Genomic DNA, 16,642 nt, shown 5'->3' on the forward strand with positions numbered 1-16,642 from the left:
GTCTCCCTGGATCGAGGCCCTTCGTCTCCCTCCGAGCCGTAGCCTCTTGCGCGAAAGTCTAATCACAAGGATGCCGGCGCGGGAACCCGCGCCGGCACCGATTTTAACAGGTGGACCCTGCGGCCGATTAGTTCGGCAGAGCGAAGACCGTCAGCTGACCGCCGAGGTTGGTGTACTGCGACAGAGCCGCGTAGCCACCCACCGCGCCGAGACCGGCGTTCGGGTCGGTCAGGCCGGCCGCGAGGCCGATGCCGGCCCAGCCGCCGACGCCCGAGAGGACGCCCACGTACTGCTTGCCCTTGTGCTGGTAGGTCATCACGTTGCCGATGATGCCCGACGGGGTCTTGAACTTGAACAGCTCCTTGCCGCTCTTGTCGTCGACCGCCTTCAGGTAACCCTCAAGCGTGCCGTAGAACACCACGTCGCCGGCGGTGGCCAGAGCACCGGACCACACCGAGAACTGCTCGGCGTTGGACCACTTGATCTTGCCGTTGACGCCATCCCACGCGATGAAGTTGCCCATGCCGCCGTGCGAATTCGGGGCCGGGTACATCGAGAGGGTCGCACCGACGTAGGGCTGGCCCGGGGTGTAGGTCACCCGGAACGGCTCGTAGTCCATGCAGACGTGGTTGGTGGGCACGTAGAACAGGTTGGTCTTCGGCGAGAAGGCCGCAGGCTGCTGATCCTTGGTGCCCAGCGCCGCCGGGCAGATGCCCTTGGAGTTGGTGTCCTCACCGTTCTGCTCGGTCGAGTACTTCGACACGACCAGCGGCCGGCCGTAGTTCTTCGAACCCTTGTCCATGTCGACCTTGGACGCCCAGTTGACGGCCGGATCGAACTTCTCGGCGACGAGCAGGCTGCCGTCCGCGCGGTTCAGCGTGTAACCGAAGCCGTTACGGTCGAAGTGGGTCAGGAGCGGCTGCTCCTTGCCGTCAACCTTCTGATCCGTGAGGATCATCTCGTTGATGCCGTCGTAGTCCCACTCGTCGTGGGGGGTCATCTGGTAGACCCACTTGGCGACGCCGGTATCCGGGTTACGCGCCCAGATGGTCATCGACCACTTGTTGTCGCCCGGACGCTGCTTGGGGTTCCAAGTCGAGGGGTTGCCCGAGCCGTAGTACATCAGGTCGAGCTTGGGATCGTAGGAGAACCAGCCCCAGGTGCAGCCGCCGCCGGTCTTCCACTGATCGCCTTCCCAGGTCTTCAGCGAGGAGTCCTTGCCGACCGGCTTGCCGAGCGAGGTGGTCTTCTCCGGGTCGACCAGCATCTGGTCGTCCGGGCCCTCGGAGTAGCCACGCCACACCTTCTTGCCGGTCTTCAGGTCGTAGGCGGTGACATGGCACTGCACGCCGAACTCGCCGCCCGAGATGCCGACGATGACCTTGTCCTTGACCGGCAGAACCGTCGCGGTGTTGGTCTCGCCCTTCTTCGGGTCGCCGTTCACGACCGACCAGTTGACCTTGCCGGTCTTGGCGTCGAGCGACACGAGGGTGGTGTCGGCCTGGTGCAGGAGGATGGCGCCGTCGGCGTAGGCCAGACCACGGTTGACCGTGTCACAGCACATGACCGGGATCACGGACGGATCCTGCTTCGGCTCGTACTTCCAGATGATCTTCGCCTCGTGGTCGAGGTCGAGGGCGTACACGATGTTCGGGAACGGCGTGTGCACGTACATGATGTTGCCGACGACGAGCGGCGAGCCCTCGTGGCCACGCAGGACGCCGGTCGAGAAGGTCCAGGCGACCTGGAGGTTCTTCACGTTCGACGCGTTGATCTGATCGAGCTTCGAGTAACGCGTATTCGCGTAATCGACCGTCTGAAGCACCTGCTCCGCCGGGTTGGCGATGCCCTTCATGACGCTTTCGTTGGCCAGCGCCGGCGCGGCAACGGCCGCGACGCCCGCGCCGAGCGCAAGGAGATGTACCGCTCTCATGGGTTCCTCCGACAAGTCTTTGAGTGTTTTCGCGACACGCCTAGAGAGTGGCGTCGCTTAGACTCCGACCTGACTGTTTGCGACAGGGATGGACGCCTCGGTAGCGGGCATAGTGGACTTCGAGGAGATCTGCAGACCCCCTAGCCAGGAACCGCCATCCCTGAGGCGGTCCCCTCGAAACCGAGGCTTGAACGGACCTTAAGAGATTTTTGAGCGCCGTCAACTCGCTGTTCCTTGCTCGACGGCACTTGGTGAAAGCTTCTTTTCGCGTGACAGAAGCACGGCGAATGTCATTGTCCTGCGAAAAGAAATGCTGCGACGCACAAATAGCCGGCCGTTCTTTCGGAAGCGTCTCACGGCGACGTGAGCCGTTTGCATGCAGATCTTGCAGACGAGGAAGCTTTGCTGATGCCGCCTATGCGCCGATGGCGGGCGTTGCTGGTAAATCAGGAGTGCCGGAGCAGGGTTGAGGACCGCAGCGCGATATCGCTGAGCAGGGGTTTGATCAGGATCCGCGGCGCCGGCCGCCTGTGCGCCGTGTCGCCGCATCTCCGCTAAGGTGGGGATCTCAACAGCGTCTAAGCGGTTTGCGCGCGACAAATTGCCAGATCATCCCGGAGACGGGCTGGTCCTGCTGCGCCGCGCCCCAATCGGGCGACTCGGGAGCCGTCTTTGGTGAATCGCACGACGGCGCGGAGCAGTGCGGAGATTACAGGCTCCCGACCGGTCCTGTGCTCTCGAACTCCGCGACATCCTCCACGAGGTCGGTCAGCGAGATGGCGAGACGCCGTCCGTTCGCGAGACGGAGTTGCGCATCCGGTTCGATCCAGATCGGCCTGAGGTTGGAATGACTGCCGTGCAGCGTGCCGTAGGCCACAACGCCGTCGGCGCGCCGCTCGATCACCACACGGTAGCGGACGCGCACGGGTCCGCACCCGTCAGCGGAAACCAGCCCACGGCCGGCCAGCGTCTTCAGAACTTCGTTCGGTTCGAACATACGCGCGACGCTTGGGCGGGACTAAGCGGCAATCCCATTGCCATTTAGTCCCGGTCCGCAGGCAAGTCACGCTTGCAGGCTTGGCACGCCGTATCGCCGGGAGGATCCTGTCATGCGGCGGTGGCTCAGACGTCGCTGGGTGCCGAAGGCTCAAGAGCACGAACGACGATGCGGCCCGCCTCCACGGACAGCGCCAGCCGCCCCTGCTTCAAGGCCAAGGCCCTGTCCCCGAACAGGCTCCGCCGCCAGCCCTGAAGGGCCGGAACGTCGGCAGCATCGTCGTCGGCAATAGCTTCCAGATCGTCGACCGTGCCGATGATCTTGGGCGCGACGCCTTCCGCCTCACAGACCGCCTTCAGAAGGACCTTGAGAAGCTCCACGATCGCGCCGTTTCCGCCGCTCCGGCGCACGCGCTCCGGAAGACGGATGTCGCTGGTGTCGCGCGACAGCCCGCGCTCGACGGCCGCGACGATGTCGGCCCCCGTGCGCGAGCGCTCGAAGCCCGCCGGAATCGTTCGCAGCCGGGCCAGGGCCTCCGCGCTCCGGGGCGCTGCCGAAGCCACGTCGATGACGGCCTCATCTTTCAGGATTCGCCCGCGCGGGACATTGCGCGCCTGGGCCTCGCTCTCGCGCCAAGCGGCGACCTCCATCAGCACGGCGATCTCGCGAGGCTTGCGCATCCGGCCGGCCAAGCGCCGCCAGGCTTGCGCCGGGTCGGCCCGGTAGGTCTCGGGCGAGGTCAGCACGGCCATTTCCTCGTCGAGCCAAGCACCGCGATCCGTGCGCAGCAGCTCGGCGACGAGGACCTCGTAGACCTTCACCAGATGGGTGACGTCTGACAGCGCATACGTGAGCTGCGCGTCGGAGAGCGGCCGCCGTGACCAGTCCGTGAAGCGGGAGGACTTGTCGATCTTGGCCTTGGCCACGTCGTTGACGAGCTGCTCGTAGGAGACCGAGTCGCCGTAGCCGCACACCATCGCGGCGACCTGCGTGTCGAAGAACGGGTGCGGCAGAAGCCCGCCGATCAGCCAGATGATCTCGAGATCCTGGCGCGCGGAATGGAAAACCTTCACGACGCGCTCGTCGGCCATCAGGTCAATGAACGGCTGCAGATCGAGCCCCGGTGCCAGCGGGTCGATCAGAACTGCGGAGCCGTCCGGAGCCGCCATCTGGATCAGGCAGAGCTTCGGGTAGTACGTCGTTTCACGCATAAACTCCGTGTCGACGGTTACGAAGGGCTGCCCGGCCAGCTGGGTGCAGATTTCGCGCAGCGCGTCGGTCGTGGTGATCAGGTCCATAGGTCGGCTATACGCAACCGCCGCGGCCCTGGGGAGGGATCCGCGCGCAGGTCCCCATCTTTCCGACATCGGGTGTCAGGATACCGGTCATGCCGGCCCGGCCATGACGGCCCGACGGCGTGCCCGGGATTGCCGCCGAATGCGCAGCGCGTCGGCGCGGCGTTGCGCCTCGGCGCGTCCCAGGAGCCGGTCGAGGATGCCGGTTTCGATGCGCTCGCCCGTCGCACCGTCCGTGAGGCGACGGATACGGTCGACACGGAAACCGCGATAGCCGCCCCGTCGGGCGTCAATTCCGCCGAGCAGGGTCCTGCCCGGCCCGAGCTTCAACTCGCGAGCGTCCAGCGACCGGTTGCTCCACGCACCGGTGGCATCTTCGTAGACGAGGTCGAAATGGCCATCGAGCGGCAGCGTCCGCCACACGCTCGGTGCGGTCTCGAACGTCATGTCCCGTCGGCCCTCCGGCTGGGAAAAAGCGTTGTGGTTCATGCACATCATATGGGGATGAGTAGCGCTTTCCGGTAGTCCGGACGCGCGGCGCGGCGCCGTTCTTGCGGCCATTGCGGAGGCCCTGCGCTTGACTTGGGGGGCCTCGCGTGAATGGTGCCGGCCTTCCCACAGAAGAAGCCCGTCATGCACCGTTACCGTTCCCACACCTGCGGGGCGCTCCGCCCGTCCGACGTCGGGCAGAGTGTCCGCCTCTCCGGCTGGTGCCACCGCATCCGCGACCACGGGGGTGTGCTGTTCGTGGATCTGCGGGACCATTACGGACTGACGCAGTGCGTGATCGATTCCGACTCCCCGGCCTTCAAGGCCGCCGAGGCCGTGCGCTCGGAATGGGTCGTGCGGATCGACGGCCGCGTCCGCACCCGCCCGGCCGGCACCGAAAATGCCGAGCTTCCGACCGGCGCGGTCGAAGTCTATATCGATGACCTCGAGGTGCTGGGCCCGGCGGGCGAGCTGCCGCTGCCGGTTTTCGGCGACTTGGAATATCCGGAGGAGACGCGGCTCCGGTACCGCTTCCTCGACCTGCGCCGGGAGAAGCTCCACGCCAACATCATGAAGCGCGGCGCGATCATCGATTCGCTCCGCCGCCGGATGCGCGAGGGTGGCTTCTTCGAGTTCCAGACCCCGATCCTGACCGCCTCGTCGCCCGAGGGCGCACGCGACTACCTCGTGCCGTCGCGGGTCCATCCCGGCAAGTTCTACGCGCTCCCGCAGGCGCCGCAGCAGTTCAAGCAGCTGACGATGATCGCGGGCTTCGACCGCTACTTCCAGATCGCGCCCTGTTTCCGCGACGAGGATGCCCGCGCCGACCGCTCGCCGGGCGAGTTCTACCAGCTCGACATCGAGATGAGCTTCGTCACCCAGGAGGACGTGTTCCAGGCCGTGGAGCCAGTCCTGCGCGGTGTCTTCGACGAGTTCGCCGAGGGCAAGCGCGTCACCCGGGAATTCCCGCGGATCACCTTCGCGGATTCGATGCTGAAATACGGCGTCGACAAGCCGGATCTGCGCAACCCGCTGATCATCGCCGACGTCTCCGACCTGTTCGCCCGTGATGACGTGGCCTTCAAGGCGTTCAAGGGCGTGATCGCCTCAGGCGGTGTGGTCCGGGCGATCCCGGCGACCGGGGCGGCCAGCCAGCCGCGCTCGTTCTTCGACAAGCTCAACGACTGGGCCCGCTCCGAGGGCGCGCCGGGCCTCGGCTACGTCGTGTTCGAGGAGGAGAACGGCCAGCTCTCCGGCAAGGGGCCGATCGCCAAGTTCATCCCGGCCGAGGTGCAGGCGTTGATCGCCGAGCGGGCGGGCGCCAAGGCCGGCGACGCGGTGTTCTTCTCGGCGGGTCCGGAAGCCAAGGCGGCCGGGCTCGCCGGCAAGGCTCGTATCCGCATCGGCGACGAGCTGGGCCTCTGCGACAAGGACCAGTACGCGTTCTGCTGGATCACCGACTTCCCGATGTACGAGTGGAGCGAGGAGGAGAAGCGGATCGACTTCTCCCACAACCCGTTCTCGATGCCGAACATCGACCGCGAGGCGTTCCTGGCGCTTGACCTCGACGCTCTCGCCGGCGAGGACGAGAACGGCGCGAACACCAAGCGGATCCTGGACATCAAGGCGTTCCAGTACGACATCGTCTGCAACGGCGTGGAGCTGTCCTCGGGCGCGATCCGCAACCACCGTCCGGACGTGATGGAGAAGGCCTTCGCGATCGCGGGCTACGGCCACGAGGTGCTGGAGCAGAAGTTCGGCGGCATGCTGAACGCCCTGCGCATGGGCGCCCCGCCGCACGGTGGGATCGCGCCGGGCGTGGACCGCATCGTCATGCTCCTGTGCAACGAGCCGAACATCCGCGAGGTGGTGCTGTTCCCGATGAACCAGCGCGCCGAGGACCTGATGATGGGCGCGCCCTCCGAGGCAACGCCGAAGCAGTTGCGCGAGCTGCACATCCGGCTCAACCTGCCCGAGAAGAAGGCCTGAGGCGGCGCGATCCGCCGCCCGGTGCCGAGTCTCGTCGCGATCGTTGTCGCGCATGACAGCGCCGACATGCTGCCCGGCTGCCTCGCGGCGCTTGCCGGGCAGCACGTGCCGGCGATCGTGGTCGACAATGCCAGCCGGGATGCCTCCGCTTCCGTCGCGGAGGCGGCCGGCGCGCAGGTGATCCGCAACGCCCGCAACGAGGGCTATGGCCGCGCCAACAACCGGGGCGTCCGCGCCGCTGAGACCGCGGAGCACGTCCTTATCGTCAACCCGGACGTGATCCTGCGACCGGGTTCTGTGGATGCCCTGTTGGACGCGGCGCGATCCTGGCCGGATGCGGGCCTGCTGGCCCCGCGCCTCATCGAACCCGACGGACGCTACTTCTTCCAGGCGCGCTCGCTGCTGGCGTCTTACCTTACGAACCCGACCGGCCGGCTCGCGCTGCCGCAGGGCGATGCCTGCGCGCCCTTCCTCTCCGGGGCCTGCCTGATGATGCCGCGCGCCCTGTTCCTCGACCTCGGCGGTTTCGACGAGAACATCTTCCTGTTCTACGAGGATGACGACCTGTGCCGGCGCGTCGCCGATCGCGGTCGTGCCCTGATCCACGTCCACCGCGCCGAAGCGTTGCACGGTCGCGGCCGGTCGTCGGCGCCCGAGCCGGGACGGGTGTTTCGGGCGCGCTGGCATCAGGCATGGTCGCGCGCCTATGTCAGCCGGAAATACGGCCTGCCGGACCCGAGCCTCGCCGCGCTGGCGGCCAATGTGCCGAAGGCGCTGCTGTCCGGGCTGGTCCTGCGTCGGGCGGGACTGGAGCGCTACGGCGGCTCGGCCGCGGGCGCCCTCGCCTTCCTGCGGGGCCGGACCGCGCTGGCCCGCGAGGGTCTGGCCGGATGAGCGCGCCGACGATCGCGATTGCGCTGGAACGCGGGCGAAATGGCTTCACCGGCCTGAGGCTGATGCTGGCTCTGGCCGTGGTGGTGTCCCACGCGTTCAGCGTCGCGACCGGCGCGGCCGGCGACGAGCCCCTCGCCCGGCTCACCGGCTACACGCTGGGCGAGCACGCGGTGAACGGCTTCTTCGCCGTGTCGGGCTTCCTGGTCACGATGAGCTGCGACCGCCGCGGCATCCGGGACTACGCCCTCGCCCGGACCCTGCGGATCCTGCCCGGATTGGTTGCCGCGACCCTCGTGGTGTCGCTGGGGCTCGGCGCGATGCTGACGCGCCTGCCCGTCGCCGAGTACCTGCGCGATCCGGCCTTGTGGACGTTCATCCGCGGGACGCTGACGACCTTCAAGAGCAACGCCGCCCTCCCCGGCGTCTTCGAATCCAACCCCTACCGGGCGCCCCTCGGCACGGTCTGGACGCTCAAGTACGAGGTGCTGTGCTACCTCGGCGTCCTCGTCGCTGCCCTGTGCGGCCTGCTCCGGCGCCGGTGGTCGGCGCTCCTGATCGTGGCCGGGCTGGCACTCGCCCTGTCGATCGTCGCCGGCCTGCGCGGACCCGATCTATCGAAGGGCACGGAGACCGCCCTGCGCCTGCCGTTGATCTTCGCGGCCGGCGCGGCCCTGTATCTCTGGCGCGCACGCCTGCGTATCTCGGGCGCCGCCCTCGCCTGCCTGGCCTTCGGCGCCTTCATCCTCGCGCGGACGCCGGCCTACCCGGCCCTCCTGTTCCTGGCGGAAGCCTATGGCGCGGTCTGGCTCGCCGTCGGACCGATGGCGCGCCGGCTGTTCGATCCGCCTGCCGACCTGTCCTACGGGATCTATCTCTATGGCTGGCCGATCCAGCAGAGCCTGCACGTCCTGTGGCCGCAGGCTTCCGGGTTGGCCCTCCTGATCCCGGCACTCGGCCTGACGCTGCCCGTGGCGACCCTGTCTTGGTATGGAATCGAGCGGCCCGCGCTGGCGTTGAAGGCACGGGCGCTCGGGCGACGGCGCCTGGGCACGATCGAGCCGGCCGGGCCGTGACCGGCGACCGGCCGCACTCGCCGCTCGAAGCGCTGGAGCTGGCGGCGCGAATGCTGGAGGCGCACGGCTTCGCGATCGTCGCACGCAACGAGCGCGGCGACAGCCTCTACCTGCGGCGACCGGACTGCGCCTGGCACCTGCGCGTCTCGAACCACGCGCGCACTGCCAAGCAGCGCGCCCGTCGCTTCGATATCCTCGCGAGCCTCGTCATAGACGGGCCGTGCTCTCCGGATCAGGTCGGGAAACGCGTCCGGGATGCCGTTCGGAACTTCGATGCCGCCCGCGCGCAGGTCGCGGATCAGGCCTCCGCGGCGGGGTCGCGGAAGTAGGGCTCGACGGTACCCTTCAGCTTCACCGTCATCGGATTGCCGGCCCGGTCGAGGGTCTTTCCGGCCGAGAGCCGGACCCAGCCCTCGCTCACGCAGTACTCCTCGACGTTCGTCTTCTCGACGCCCTTGAACCGGACGCCGACCCCGCGCTCGAGCATCTTCTCGTCGTAGAACGGGCTGTTCGGGTTGGCGGCTAGGCGGTCGGGAGGCGTGTCGGTCATCGTCCGGATCTCGGATGGTCTTCGCGTTGGGCCTCGCCGGTAAGGGAATCCGCGCCCGCGCGCAACGCCGCGAGCAAGTCCGCGATCCGCCCGCTCTGCAGCAGCGGCACGAGCCGCGTCACTGCATCGTGCGGCAGATCCCACCACGCTGCCGCGACGAGCGCCTCCACCGTCGCGGCGTCGAAGCGGCGGCGCACCACCCGCGCCGGATTGCCCGCCACCACGGCGTAAGCGGGCACGTCGCGGGTCACCACGGCGCGGGCCGCCACCACGGCCCCGTGCCCGACGGTCACCCCCGAGAGGATCATGCAGCCCGATCCGAGCCAGACATCGTGCCCGATCACCACGTCGCCGCGCGAGGCATGGTAATCCTCGGGCGCCCGGGCGTCGGGGAACAGCCCGCGCATCGCGGCGAACGGGTAGGTCGACGACCAGTCGAGGCGATGATCGCCGCCGAGCAGGATCTCGACCTTGTCGGCGATGGAACAATAGCGGCCGATCGTCAGCCGCCGCCCGCTCTCCGGGAAGCGGACTTTTGGACGCCCGTACGAATAAGCGCCTATGGAGAAGCCGTAGGTCCTCGCCAGCTTGGCGAGGTGGATCCGGGTCTCGTTGTGCGGGTTGCGCCCCCTGCGCAGCCGGTGCAACAGACCGGTCAAGACGCGAGCCCGCGCGATGCGCGACCGTGTCGTCCTCGGTGAAGAAGGTGAGCGGGAGCGTGGGCGATGGCCGATAACATGTCCGAGGACCTCAAGGCCGGGGCGCTCGTCTACCACCGCCTGCCCCAGCCCGGGAAGCTGGAGATCCAGGCGACCAAGCCGCTGGGCAACCAGCGCGATCTCGCCCTGGCCTACTCGCCCGGCGTCGCCGCCGCCTGCATGGCGATCCATGACGACCCGCAGCAGGCCGCCGAACTCACCATCCGCCAGAACCTCGTGGCGGTGCTCTCCAACGGCACGGCCGTGCTGGGCCTGGGCGATATCGGCCCGCTCGCCTCCAAGCCCGTGATGGAGGGCAAGGCGGTCCTGTTCAAGAAATTCGCCGGCATCGACGTGTTCGACATCGAGGTCGACCAGAAGGACGTCTCGAAGCTCGTCGACGTCGTCTGCGCGCTGGAGCCGACCTTCGGCGGCATCAACCTGGAGGACATCAAGGCGCCCGAGTGCTTCGAGGTCGAGGAGCAGTGCCGGGCGCGGATGAACATCCCGGTCTTCCACGACGATCAGCACGGCACGGCGATCATCGTGGCGGCGGCCGTCCTCAACGGCCTGGAGCTCGCCGGCAAGAACCTCGCCGACGTCCGGATCGTCACCTCCGGGGCGGGTGCAGCGGCGCTCGCCTGCCTCAACCTGCTCGTTTCCCTCGGCGCGACCCGCGAAAACATCACGGTCACCGACATCAAGGGCGTGGTCTACAAGGGCCGCCCGGAACTGATGGACCGCTGGAAGGACGTCTACGCCCAGGAGACCGACAAGCGGACGCTCGCCGAGGTGATCCCGGGTGCGGACGTGTTCATCGGCCTGTCGGCCGGCGGCGTCCTGAAGCCCGAGTACCTGAAGGAGATGGCCGAGAAGCCGCTGATCATGGCGCTCGCCAATCCCTACCCGGAGATCATGCCGGACCTGGCCGAGAAGGAGCGGCCGGACGCGATGATCTGCACCGGCCGGTCGGACTTCCCGAACCAGGTCAACAACGTCCTGTGCTTCCCCTACATCTTCCGCGGCGCGCTGGATGTCGGCGCCCACAAGATCAACGAGGAGATGAAGAAGGCCGCCGTGAAGGCGATCGCGGGCCTGGCCCACGAGACCACCTCGGACGTGGTCGCCCGCGCCTATGGCGGCGAGGCGCGCCCGTTCGGGCCGCGATCCCTGATCCCGAGCCCGTTCGACCCGCGCCTGATCCTGCGCATCGCCCCGGCGGTCGCCAAGGCCGCGATGGATTCGGGCGTGGCTGGCCGGCCGCTCGCCGATCTCGACGCCTATGTCGACAGCCTCGACCGGTTCGTGCACCGGTCCGGCCTAATCATGAAGCCTTTGTTCTCAAAGGCGAAGGCCGAGCCCAAGCGCGTGATCTACGCCGAGGGTGAGGACGAGCGCGTGCTCCGCGCCGTTCAGGCGATCGTCGAAGACAAGGTTGCGTTCCCGATCCTGGTCGGCCGGCCCCGGGTGGTGGAAACCCGGCTGAAGCGCTTCGGCCTGTCCCTCGTGCACGGCCGCGACTTCGAGCTGATCGATCCCGAGGACGATCCGCGCTACCGCGCCTACGTGCAGACCTATCTCGAGGTGGCGGGACGCCGGGGCATCACCCCCGACGCGGCACGCACGCTGGTGCGCACCAACAGCACGGTGATCGGCGCCATCGCGGTTCGGCGCGGCGAGGCCGATGCCCTGATCTGCGGCCTGGAGGGGCGGTTCGAGACGCGGCTGCGCATCATCCGCGACGTGATCGGGCTTGCGCCCGGCGTGGAGCAATGCGCCGCGATGAGCCTCGTTGTGACGCATAACGGCGCCTACTTCCTGGCCGACACCCATGTCCGCCAGAACCCGACCGCCGAGGAAATCGCCGACGTGGCGCAGGCCTGCGCCAGCCACGTCAGCCGCTTCGGCCTGACGCCGAAGATCGCGCTGCTCAGCCATTCGGATTTCGGCCAGTCGGACTCGCCCTCGGCGATGAAGATGCGCGACGCCCTCGCGCTCCTGCAGCAGCGTGACCCGGAGCTTCAGGTCGACGGTGAGATGCAGGCCGACTCCGCCCTTAACGAGATGGTCCGCGAACGGGTGCTGCCCGGTTCGCGGCTCAAGGGCGCGGCCAACGTCCTCATCTTCCCGAACCTCGACGCGGCCAACATCGCCTTCCAGTTCGCGAAGGTGCTGGCGGATGCCCTGCCGGTCGGCCCGCTGCTGATCGGCCCGGCCAAGCCCGCCCACATCCTGACGCCATCGGTGACCGCGCGCGGCATCGTCAACGTCACGGCCGCGGCCGTGGTCGAGGCCCAGGCGGACGAGGCTGCACCGACGGCCGAGGAGCGCGGCGCCGGCATGATCTCCGAATGAGAAACGACTGTCGGCGGCCGCGAGCGTGGCCGTCGACTTGCTTCCCGCTCCCGCGGAAACACAACGACCGGGAGATGACGCGATGTGCGCGGGCGACGATCCAACCTGCCACGCCTTCGAGGAGCACCGCCGCCGGTTCCGGCGCGATCTGGAGCCGGAGCGGCGCGCCTTCCTGAAGAGCAGCTTCGCGGCGACCGGTGCCGCCGCCGCGGCCCTCGCGGCCGGCGGCCCGTCGCTGGTGAGCCCCGCGCTCGCGGAGGCGAGCGGCGCTAAGATCGCCGCGACGGCGCATTATCACCTGCCGGCCAATGCCGAGACCGTCCATTGGGGCTTCTTCAGCCGCAGCCTCAAGCCGAAGGTCGAGATCGGCTCGGGCGACTTCGTCACCATCGAGACGCTCACCCATCAGGCGAGCGACGATGCCGAGCGGATGATCCAGGGCGATCCGGGCGCCGAGAGCGTCTATCTCTGGACGAAGGACAAGATGGGCGTCTCGCCGCGCGGTGCCGGCGCCCTGGACGCCAAGATCGGTCCCGGCGGCGGCCTCGGCGTGCATATCTGCACCGGCCCGGTGGCGATCCGCGGCGCCGAGCCGGGTGACGTTCTGGAGGTGCGGATCCTCGACGTGGCGCCCCGCCCCTGCGCCAATCCCAAGTACAAGGGTCTGACTTTCGGCAGCAACGCGGCGGCGTGGTGGGGATACCATTACAATGACCTGATCACCGGCGATAAGCCGCGCGAGGTCGTCACGATCTACGAAATCGACGCCACCGGCGAGCGCGACTGGGCCCGCGCGGTCTACAGCTTCCGCTGGCCGGGCGTGACCGACCCGTTCGGCGTGTCCCACCCGACCATCGACTATCCCGGCCTGCCGGTCGATCACTCCAAGACGCAGAAGACCTTTGAGGTCCTCAAGGGCATCCGGGTTCCGATCCGTCCGCATTTCGGCACGATGGGCGTCGCGCCCGCCGAGGCCGACCGGGTCAACACGATCCCGCCGAGCTACACAGGCGGCAACATCGACAATTGGCGGATCGGCAAGGGCGCGACGCTGTGCTATCCGGTGGCGGTGCCGGGCGCGCTGTTCTCGGTGGGCGACCCCCATGCCAGTCAGGGCGATTCCGAATTGTGCGGCACCGCGATCGAGTGCTCGCTCACCGGCACCTTCCAGTTCATCCTGCACAAGAAGGCCGATCTGCCCGGCACGCCGCTGGAAGCCCTCGATTTCCCGATGATCGAGACCCGGGAGGACTGGGTGCTGTCCGGTTTCAGCTACCCGGACTACCTGCGCGACCTCGGCCCGGACGCGCAGACGGCGATCTTCCAGAAATCCTCCATCGACCTCGCCATGCGCGACGCCTTCCGCAAAATGCGCCAGTTCCTGATGCACGCGAAGGGGCTCACCGAGGACGAGGCGATCTCGCTGATGTCGGTCGCGGTCGATTTCGGGATCACGCAGGTCGTGGACGGCAATTGGGGCGTCCACGCCGTGGTCAAGAAGGCGATCTTCGCCGATCGCGTCGCCTGAGCGGCGGCTGCGGCTCGATTGCAGCTGCGGCCGCTCATGGAGGCTTGCCATCCCGACGCCTGCGGCGCGGCGACGCCGGGGAGAGCTGCGGACTCACCGTGTCCGTATGAGGACGTACCCGGTCAGGCCGCCCGGGCGAAGGACGACTTCATCAGGCCGGCCAGGACGCCGTACGTCTCGGTCCAGGCTCGGTGGGCATCCGGTGTGAAGTCCGCTCCGAGCGCGCGCTCGAGCGTCCAGAGCAGCGCGGACCCGACCGCCTCGAAATGTAGCTCCTGGGTCCCGTAGCCGAGGTGCCGCTGCCCGAGATCGCGCACGACCGAGGCCAGAGCCTCGGGCTTGTCGAGATTCGCGATCGCCAGCGCCAGCATGGCCATCAACTTGCGCTTCTGCTCCGCCATGGCCTCGGGGAACAGCGTCCGGACCTGCGGGGCGATCTCGAACAGCCGATCGTAGAACAGGTCGGCCGCGTGGTCGGCGATCGGCTGAACCTTGGCGAAGGTCTCCCGCACGAGCGTCACCTGGGACGACGAGATGGCGTAGGTGGCGCGGACATTCGCCAGGAAGCGCCCGACCTCGCTGGTGAGATGGTCCGACTGACGCGACAAGGCAGAGGCGGCGTCCAGCACCTGGCCGGCCGCAGAACCGGTCTTCTCGGCGGCATCGGCCACGCCCGAGATGTTGCTGGTCACGGTGGCGGCCCCTGCGGCCGCCTGTCCGACATTGCGGACGATCTCCTGGGTTGCCGTTCCCTGCTCCTCGACGCCCGCGGCAATCGCCGCCGCCACCCCGTTGATCTCCCGGATCCGGTCGGTGATCGCCCCGATTGCCGTGACCGCCTGCCCGGTTGAGGCCTGGACCCGCGCGATATGCTCCGAAATTTCCTCGGTGGCCCTGGCGGTCTGCTCGGCGAGCATCTTGACCTCCGCCGCGACCACCGCGAAGCCCCGGCCCGCCTCGCCGGCACGCGCCGCCTCGATGGTGGCGTTCAGCGCCAGAAGATTGGTCTGACCGGCGATCGATGAGATCAGCCCGACCACGTCGCCGATCTTGGCCACTGCCGTGCGCAGTTCCTGCACCAGCGCGCCGGTGTGATCTGCCTCGGAGGCGGCCGCTCTCGTCAACTCGGCCGAGCCCTGAACCTGACGGCCGATCTCCTGGACCGAGGAGCCGAGCTCCTCGGCGGCGACGGCCACCGTGTTGACGTTGCTGGCCGCCTGCTCCGCCGCGGCTGCGACCGCGCCGGATTGCGTCGAGGTCTGTCCGGCCATGGTCGACAGCGACCCGGCGGCGGATTGGAGTTCGCTTGCCGAAGCCGAGACCTGCCCGATCATGTCGCCGACCGCCCGCTCGAAACCATCCGCCATCTGGCGCATGCTGGCGCGGCGCTCCTCATCGGCATGCTGTTGTGCCTGCGCCGTGTCGGCTTCCAGTTGCCGGGTCCGGATCAGGTTCTCCTTGAAGACCTGCACGGCGGCCACGATCGGTCTGAACTCGTTGCTGTAGTCGTGCACGGGTACGTCGACCGTCGTGTCGCCCTGTGCCAGCGCCCGCACCGTCGCCGAGATCGCTCGGATCGGCCGGAGAACGCCCCGGGACAGGGCGAGCAATCCGAGCGCGACGAGCAGCGTTGCGGCCAGCAGGGCCGCGGCGCTCCGCAGAAGAATCGCGTGCGCCTCACTGGCCAGGGTTTCGGCCCGTGCCACCATCGCGTCGAGGGCGGCGTAGGCGAGATCGACGATCGCCATCTGATCGACGGTGTTGCGCTGTCGCAGTTCCACGAATGTGACAGGGGACGGCTTGTTCAGGCTCAGCGCGTCGAAGACGGCCTGCGCAATCGATGCGGGCTCGCCTTCGAAGTTGCTGGCATGAGCCTTCTGGTACGCGGCTCTGATCGTCTCCGGAACACTGGAGACCGCCTCGGTCGTAGCCAGCCAAGCGCTCTGCAGGCGCGCGCGCTCCTCGGCGGCCGCTACGGTCTCGGCCAACGACCAAGTGGTCTTCGCCGCCAGCGACGTCTGGACCCGCAGCGCGACATTGCCGATCGCAACGCGGGTCGTCCACGCCGACCGCTTGATAGCGAGGTAGCGCTGGAGGATCGCGTCCGACCGAGGGATCGCGGCGTCAACCGCATCGGTCGTTGCAGTCAGCGCATCGAGCAGATCCTGGAAGGCCTTGAGCGCGGCCGGGAGCAGCGTCGCGTCACGCTCGGCCTTGGGCAGTCGCAGGGCGCTGTCGATCCGGGGGCGGAGGGCGTTCAAGGTCTCCTGACACGCATTCAGCCGGCCCAGCGTCGCGGATACGGCGGGCACATCCTGCTCGTTCAGGAGTAATTGAGCGGTCCGAAAATTCGTCAGCATGGCCTCGCGGTTCTTCGCGAGGGCTGAGAGCGTGTCAGGATCTGCGGGTGCCTCACCCCCGAGGGCGAGAGACGACCCGCGCTCCAGGCGCAGCGGCAGAATGGTCTTGAGCAGGCTGCGGCTCGCCTGGGCCAAGGTAACGGCTTGCCCTGCCTGCCCTGCCTGCCGGTGCGCCACGATTAATCCAGTCGCGGCGTAGGTCAGTAACATCGACGCCATGGCCAATATCGCCACGCCCATGAGAGCGCGAACAGACAAACGTCCAAATTTCAGCATAGTTTAAAGATCCGCGTTTCAACAAACGGTCCAGAAGATGCCTGCACGCTAGCGCAAATAACTGCGGATTGCACGCCCATTGCTTCGCAATGTGCGGGACACATCGGTCATGATTTGGAGCTATGGCGGAGGATGCGCTGCAAACGCTGATTTAAATCGGTACTCGTAGATATGGTGGATGATTAAATTGCTTAATCTGCAATTA

General features: G+C 67.7%; 13 protein-coding genes. 6 read left to right on the forward strand and 7 right to left on the reverse strand.

Features of this window, described 5'->3' with window-relative positions; genetic code table 11:
- Nucleotides 1-127: 127 nt before the first annotated feature.
- The 4 genes from xoxF1 to ABIE45_RS25450 form a co-directional block, all read right to left on the reverse strand.
- Complete coding sequence (gene xoxF1 / locus ABIE45_RS25435) at nucleotides 128-1,933, reverse strand: lanthanide-dependent methanol dehydrogenase XoxF1 (protein ID WP_192710816.1); 1,806 nt, start codon at nucleotides 1,931-1,933, stop codon at nucleotides 128-130.
- A gap of 709 nt (nucleotides 1,934-2,642) precedes the next feature.
- A complete protein-coding gene (locus ABIE45_RS25440) occupies nucleotides 2,643-2,858 on the reverse strand; it encodes a hypothetical protein (protein ID WP_373622647.1) in 216 nt (71 codons plus the stop codon).
- 197 nt (nucleotides 2,859-3,055) lie between these two features.
- Nucleotides 3,056-4,228: a ribonuclease D gene (gene rnd, locus ABIE45_RS25445; RefSeq protein ID WP_192710818.1), complete on the reverse strand. Its 1,173-nt coding sequence runs from the start codon at nucleotides 4,226-4,228 to the stop codon at nucleotides 3,056-3,058.
- An 87-nt stretch (nucleotides 4,229-4,315) separates the two neighbouring features.
- Nucleotides 4,316-4,672 carry a hypothetical protein gene (locus tag ABIE45_RS25450; protein ID WP_192710819.1) on the reverse strand — a complete coding sequence of 119 codons (357 nt, stop codon included), beginning with the start codon at nucleotides 4,670-4,672 and terminating at the stop codon, nucleotides 4,316-4,318.
- Between the two features lie 186 nt (nucleotides 4,673-4,858).
- Between ABIE45_RS25450 and aspS the strand changes: the two genes are divergently transcribed.
- From aspS to ABIE45_RS25470, 4 genes are read left to right on the forward strand one after another with little or no spacing between them, the layout of a single operon-like run.
- Nucleotides 4,859-6,703, forward strand: a complete 1,845-nt coding sequence (gene aspS, locus ABIE45_RS25455) for an aspartate--tRNA ligase (RefSeq protein WP_192710820.1) — start codon at nucleotides 4,859-4,861, stop codon at nucleotides 6,701-6,703.
- Nucleotides 6,704-6,724: 21 nt separating this feature from the next.
- On the forward strand, nucleotides 6,725-7,597 hold the full coding sequence (locus ABIE45_RS25460; protein WP_192710821.1) for a glycosyltransferase family 2 protein: 873 nt from the start codon (nucleotides 6,725-6,727) through the stop codon (nucleotides 7,595-7,597).
- Nucleotides 7,594-8,670: an acyltransferase gene (locus tag ABIE45_RS25465; protein WP_192710822.1), complete on the forward strand. Its 1,077-nt coding sequence runs from the start codon at nucleotides 7,594-7,596 to the stop codon at nucleotides 8,668-8,670. The genes ABIE45_RS25460 and ABIE45_RS25465 overlap by 4 nt, the downstream gene beginning before the upstream one ends.
- A complete protein-coding gene (locus ABIE45_RS25470; RefSeq protein ID WP_373622649.1) occupies nucleotides 8,667-8,999 on the forward strand; it encodes a hypothetical protein in 333 nt (110 codons plus the stop codon). The genes ABIE45_RS25465 and ABIE45_RS25470 overlap by 4 nt, the downstream gene beginning before the upstream one ends.
- On the opposite strand, the gene ABIE45_RS25475 is transcribed toward ABIE45_RS25470, so the two are convergent.
- A complete protein-coding gene (locus ABIE45_RS25475) occupies nucleotides 8,969-9,220 on the reverse strand; it encodes a DUF3297 family protein (protein WP_192710823.1) in 252 nt (83 codons plus the stop codon). The genes ABIE45_RS25470 and ABIE45_RS25475 overlap by 31 nt on opposite strands.
- Nucleotides 9,217-9,867, reverse strand: a complete 651-nt coding sequence (locus tag ABIE45_RS25480) for a CatB-related O-acetyltransferase (protein ID WP_192710884.1) — start codon at nucleotides 9,865-9,867, stop codon at nucleotides 9,217-9,219. The genes ABIE45_RS25475 and ABIE45_RS25480 overlap by 4 nt, the downstream gene beginning before the upstream one ends.
- 78 nt (nucleotides 9,868-9,945) lie before the next feature.
- Between ABIE45_RS25480 and ABIE45_RS25485 the strand changes: the two genes are divergently transcribed.
- On the forward strand, nucleotides 9,946-12,273 hold the full coding sequence (locus ABIE45_RS25485; RefSeq protein WP_373622651.1) for an NADP-dependent malic enzyme: 2,328 nt from the start codon (nucleotides 9,946-9,948) through the stop codon (nucleotides 12,271-12,273).
- Nucleotides 12,274-12,355: 82 nt separating this feature from the next.
- A complete protein-coding gene (locus ABIE45_RS25490) occupies nucleotides 12,356-13,801 on the forward strand; it encodes an acetamidase/formamidase family protein (protein WP_192710824.1) in 1,446 nt (481 codons plus the stop codon).
- Between the two features lie 122 nt (nucleotides 13,802-13,923).
- Here ABIE45_RS25490 and ABIE45_RS25495 read toward each other — a convergent pair whose 3' ends face one another.
- The gene (locus ABIE45_RS25495; RefSeq protein ID WP_373622652.1) at nucleotides 13,924-16,380 is read right to left on the reverse strand and encodes a methyl-accepting chemotaxis protein; all 2,457 of its coding nucleotides are present in this window, start codon (nucleotides 16,378-16,380) and stop codon (nucleotides 13,924-13,926) included.
- Nucleotides 16,381-16,642: the final 262 nt, after the last annotated feature.

Source organism: Methylobacterium sp. OAE515, from assembly GCF_041806315.1.
In the GTDB taxonomy this organism is placed as follows: Bacteria; Pseudomonadota; Alphaproteobacteria; order Rhizobiales; family Beijerinckiaceae; genus Methylobacterium; species Methylobacterium tardum.

Bases quoted from the DNA above. Each gene is read 5' to 3' on its own strand.
- xoxF1 (WP_192710816.1), bottom strand. From the start codon at position 1,933: ATGAGAGCGGTACATCTCCTTGCGCTCGGCGCGGGCGTCGCGGCCGTT.
- rnd (WP_192710818.1), bottom strand. From the start codon at position 4,228: ATGGACCTGATCACCACGACCGACGCGCTGCGCGAAATCTGCACCCAG.
- ABIE45_RS25450 (WP_192710819.1), bottom strand. From the start codon at position 4,672: ATGACGTTCGAGACCGCACCGAGCGTGTGGCGGACGCTGCCGCTCGAT.
- aspS (WP_192710820.1), top strand. From the start codon at position 4,859: ATGCACCGTTACCGTTCCCACACCTGCGGGGCGCTCCGCCCGTCCGAC.
- ABIE45_RS25465 (WP_192710822.1), top strand. From the start codon at position 7,594: ATGAGCGCGCCGACGATCGCGATTGCGCTGGAACGCGGGCGAAATGGC.
- ABIE45_RS25475 (WP_192710823.1), bottom strand. From the start codon at position 9,220: ATGACCGACACGCCTCCCGACCGCCTAGCCGCCAACCCGAACAGCCCG.
- ABIE45_RS25485 (WP_373622651.1), top strand. From the start codon at position 9,946: ATGGCCGATAACATGTCCGAGGACCTCAAGGCCGGGGCGCTCGTCTAC.
- ABIE45_RS25490 (WP_192710824.1), top strand. From the start codon at position 12,356: ATGTGCGCGGGCGACGATCCAACCTGCCACGCCTTCGAGGAGCACCGC.
- ABIE45_RS25495 (WP_373622652.1), bottom strand. From the start codon at position 16,380: ATGGCGTCGATGTTACTGACCTACGCCGCGACTGGATTAATCGTGGCG.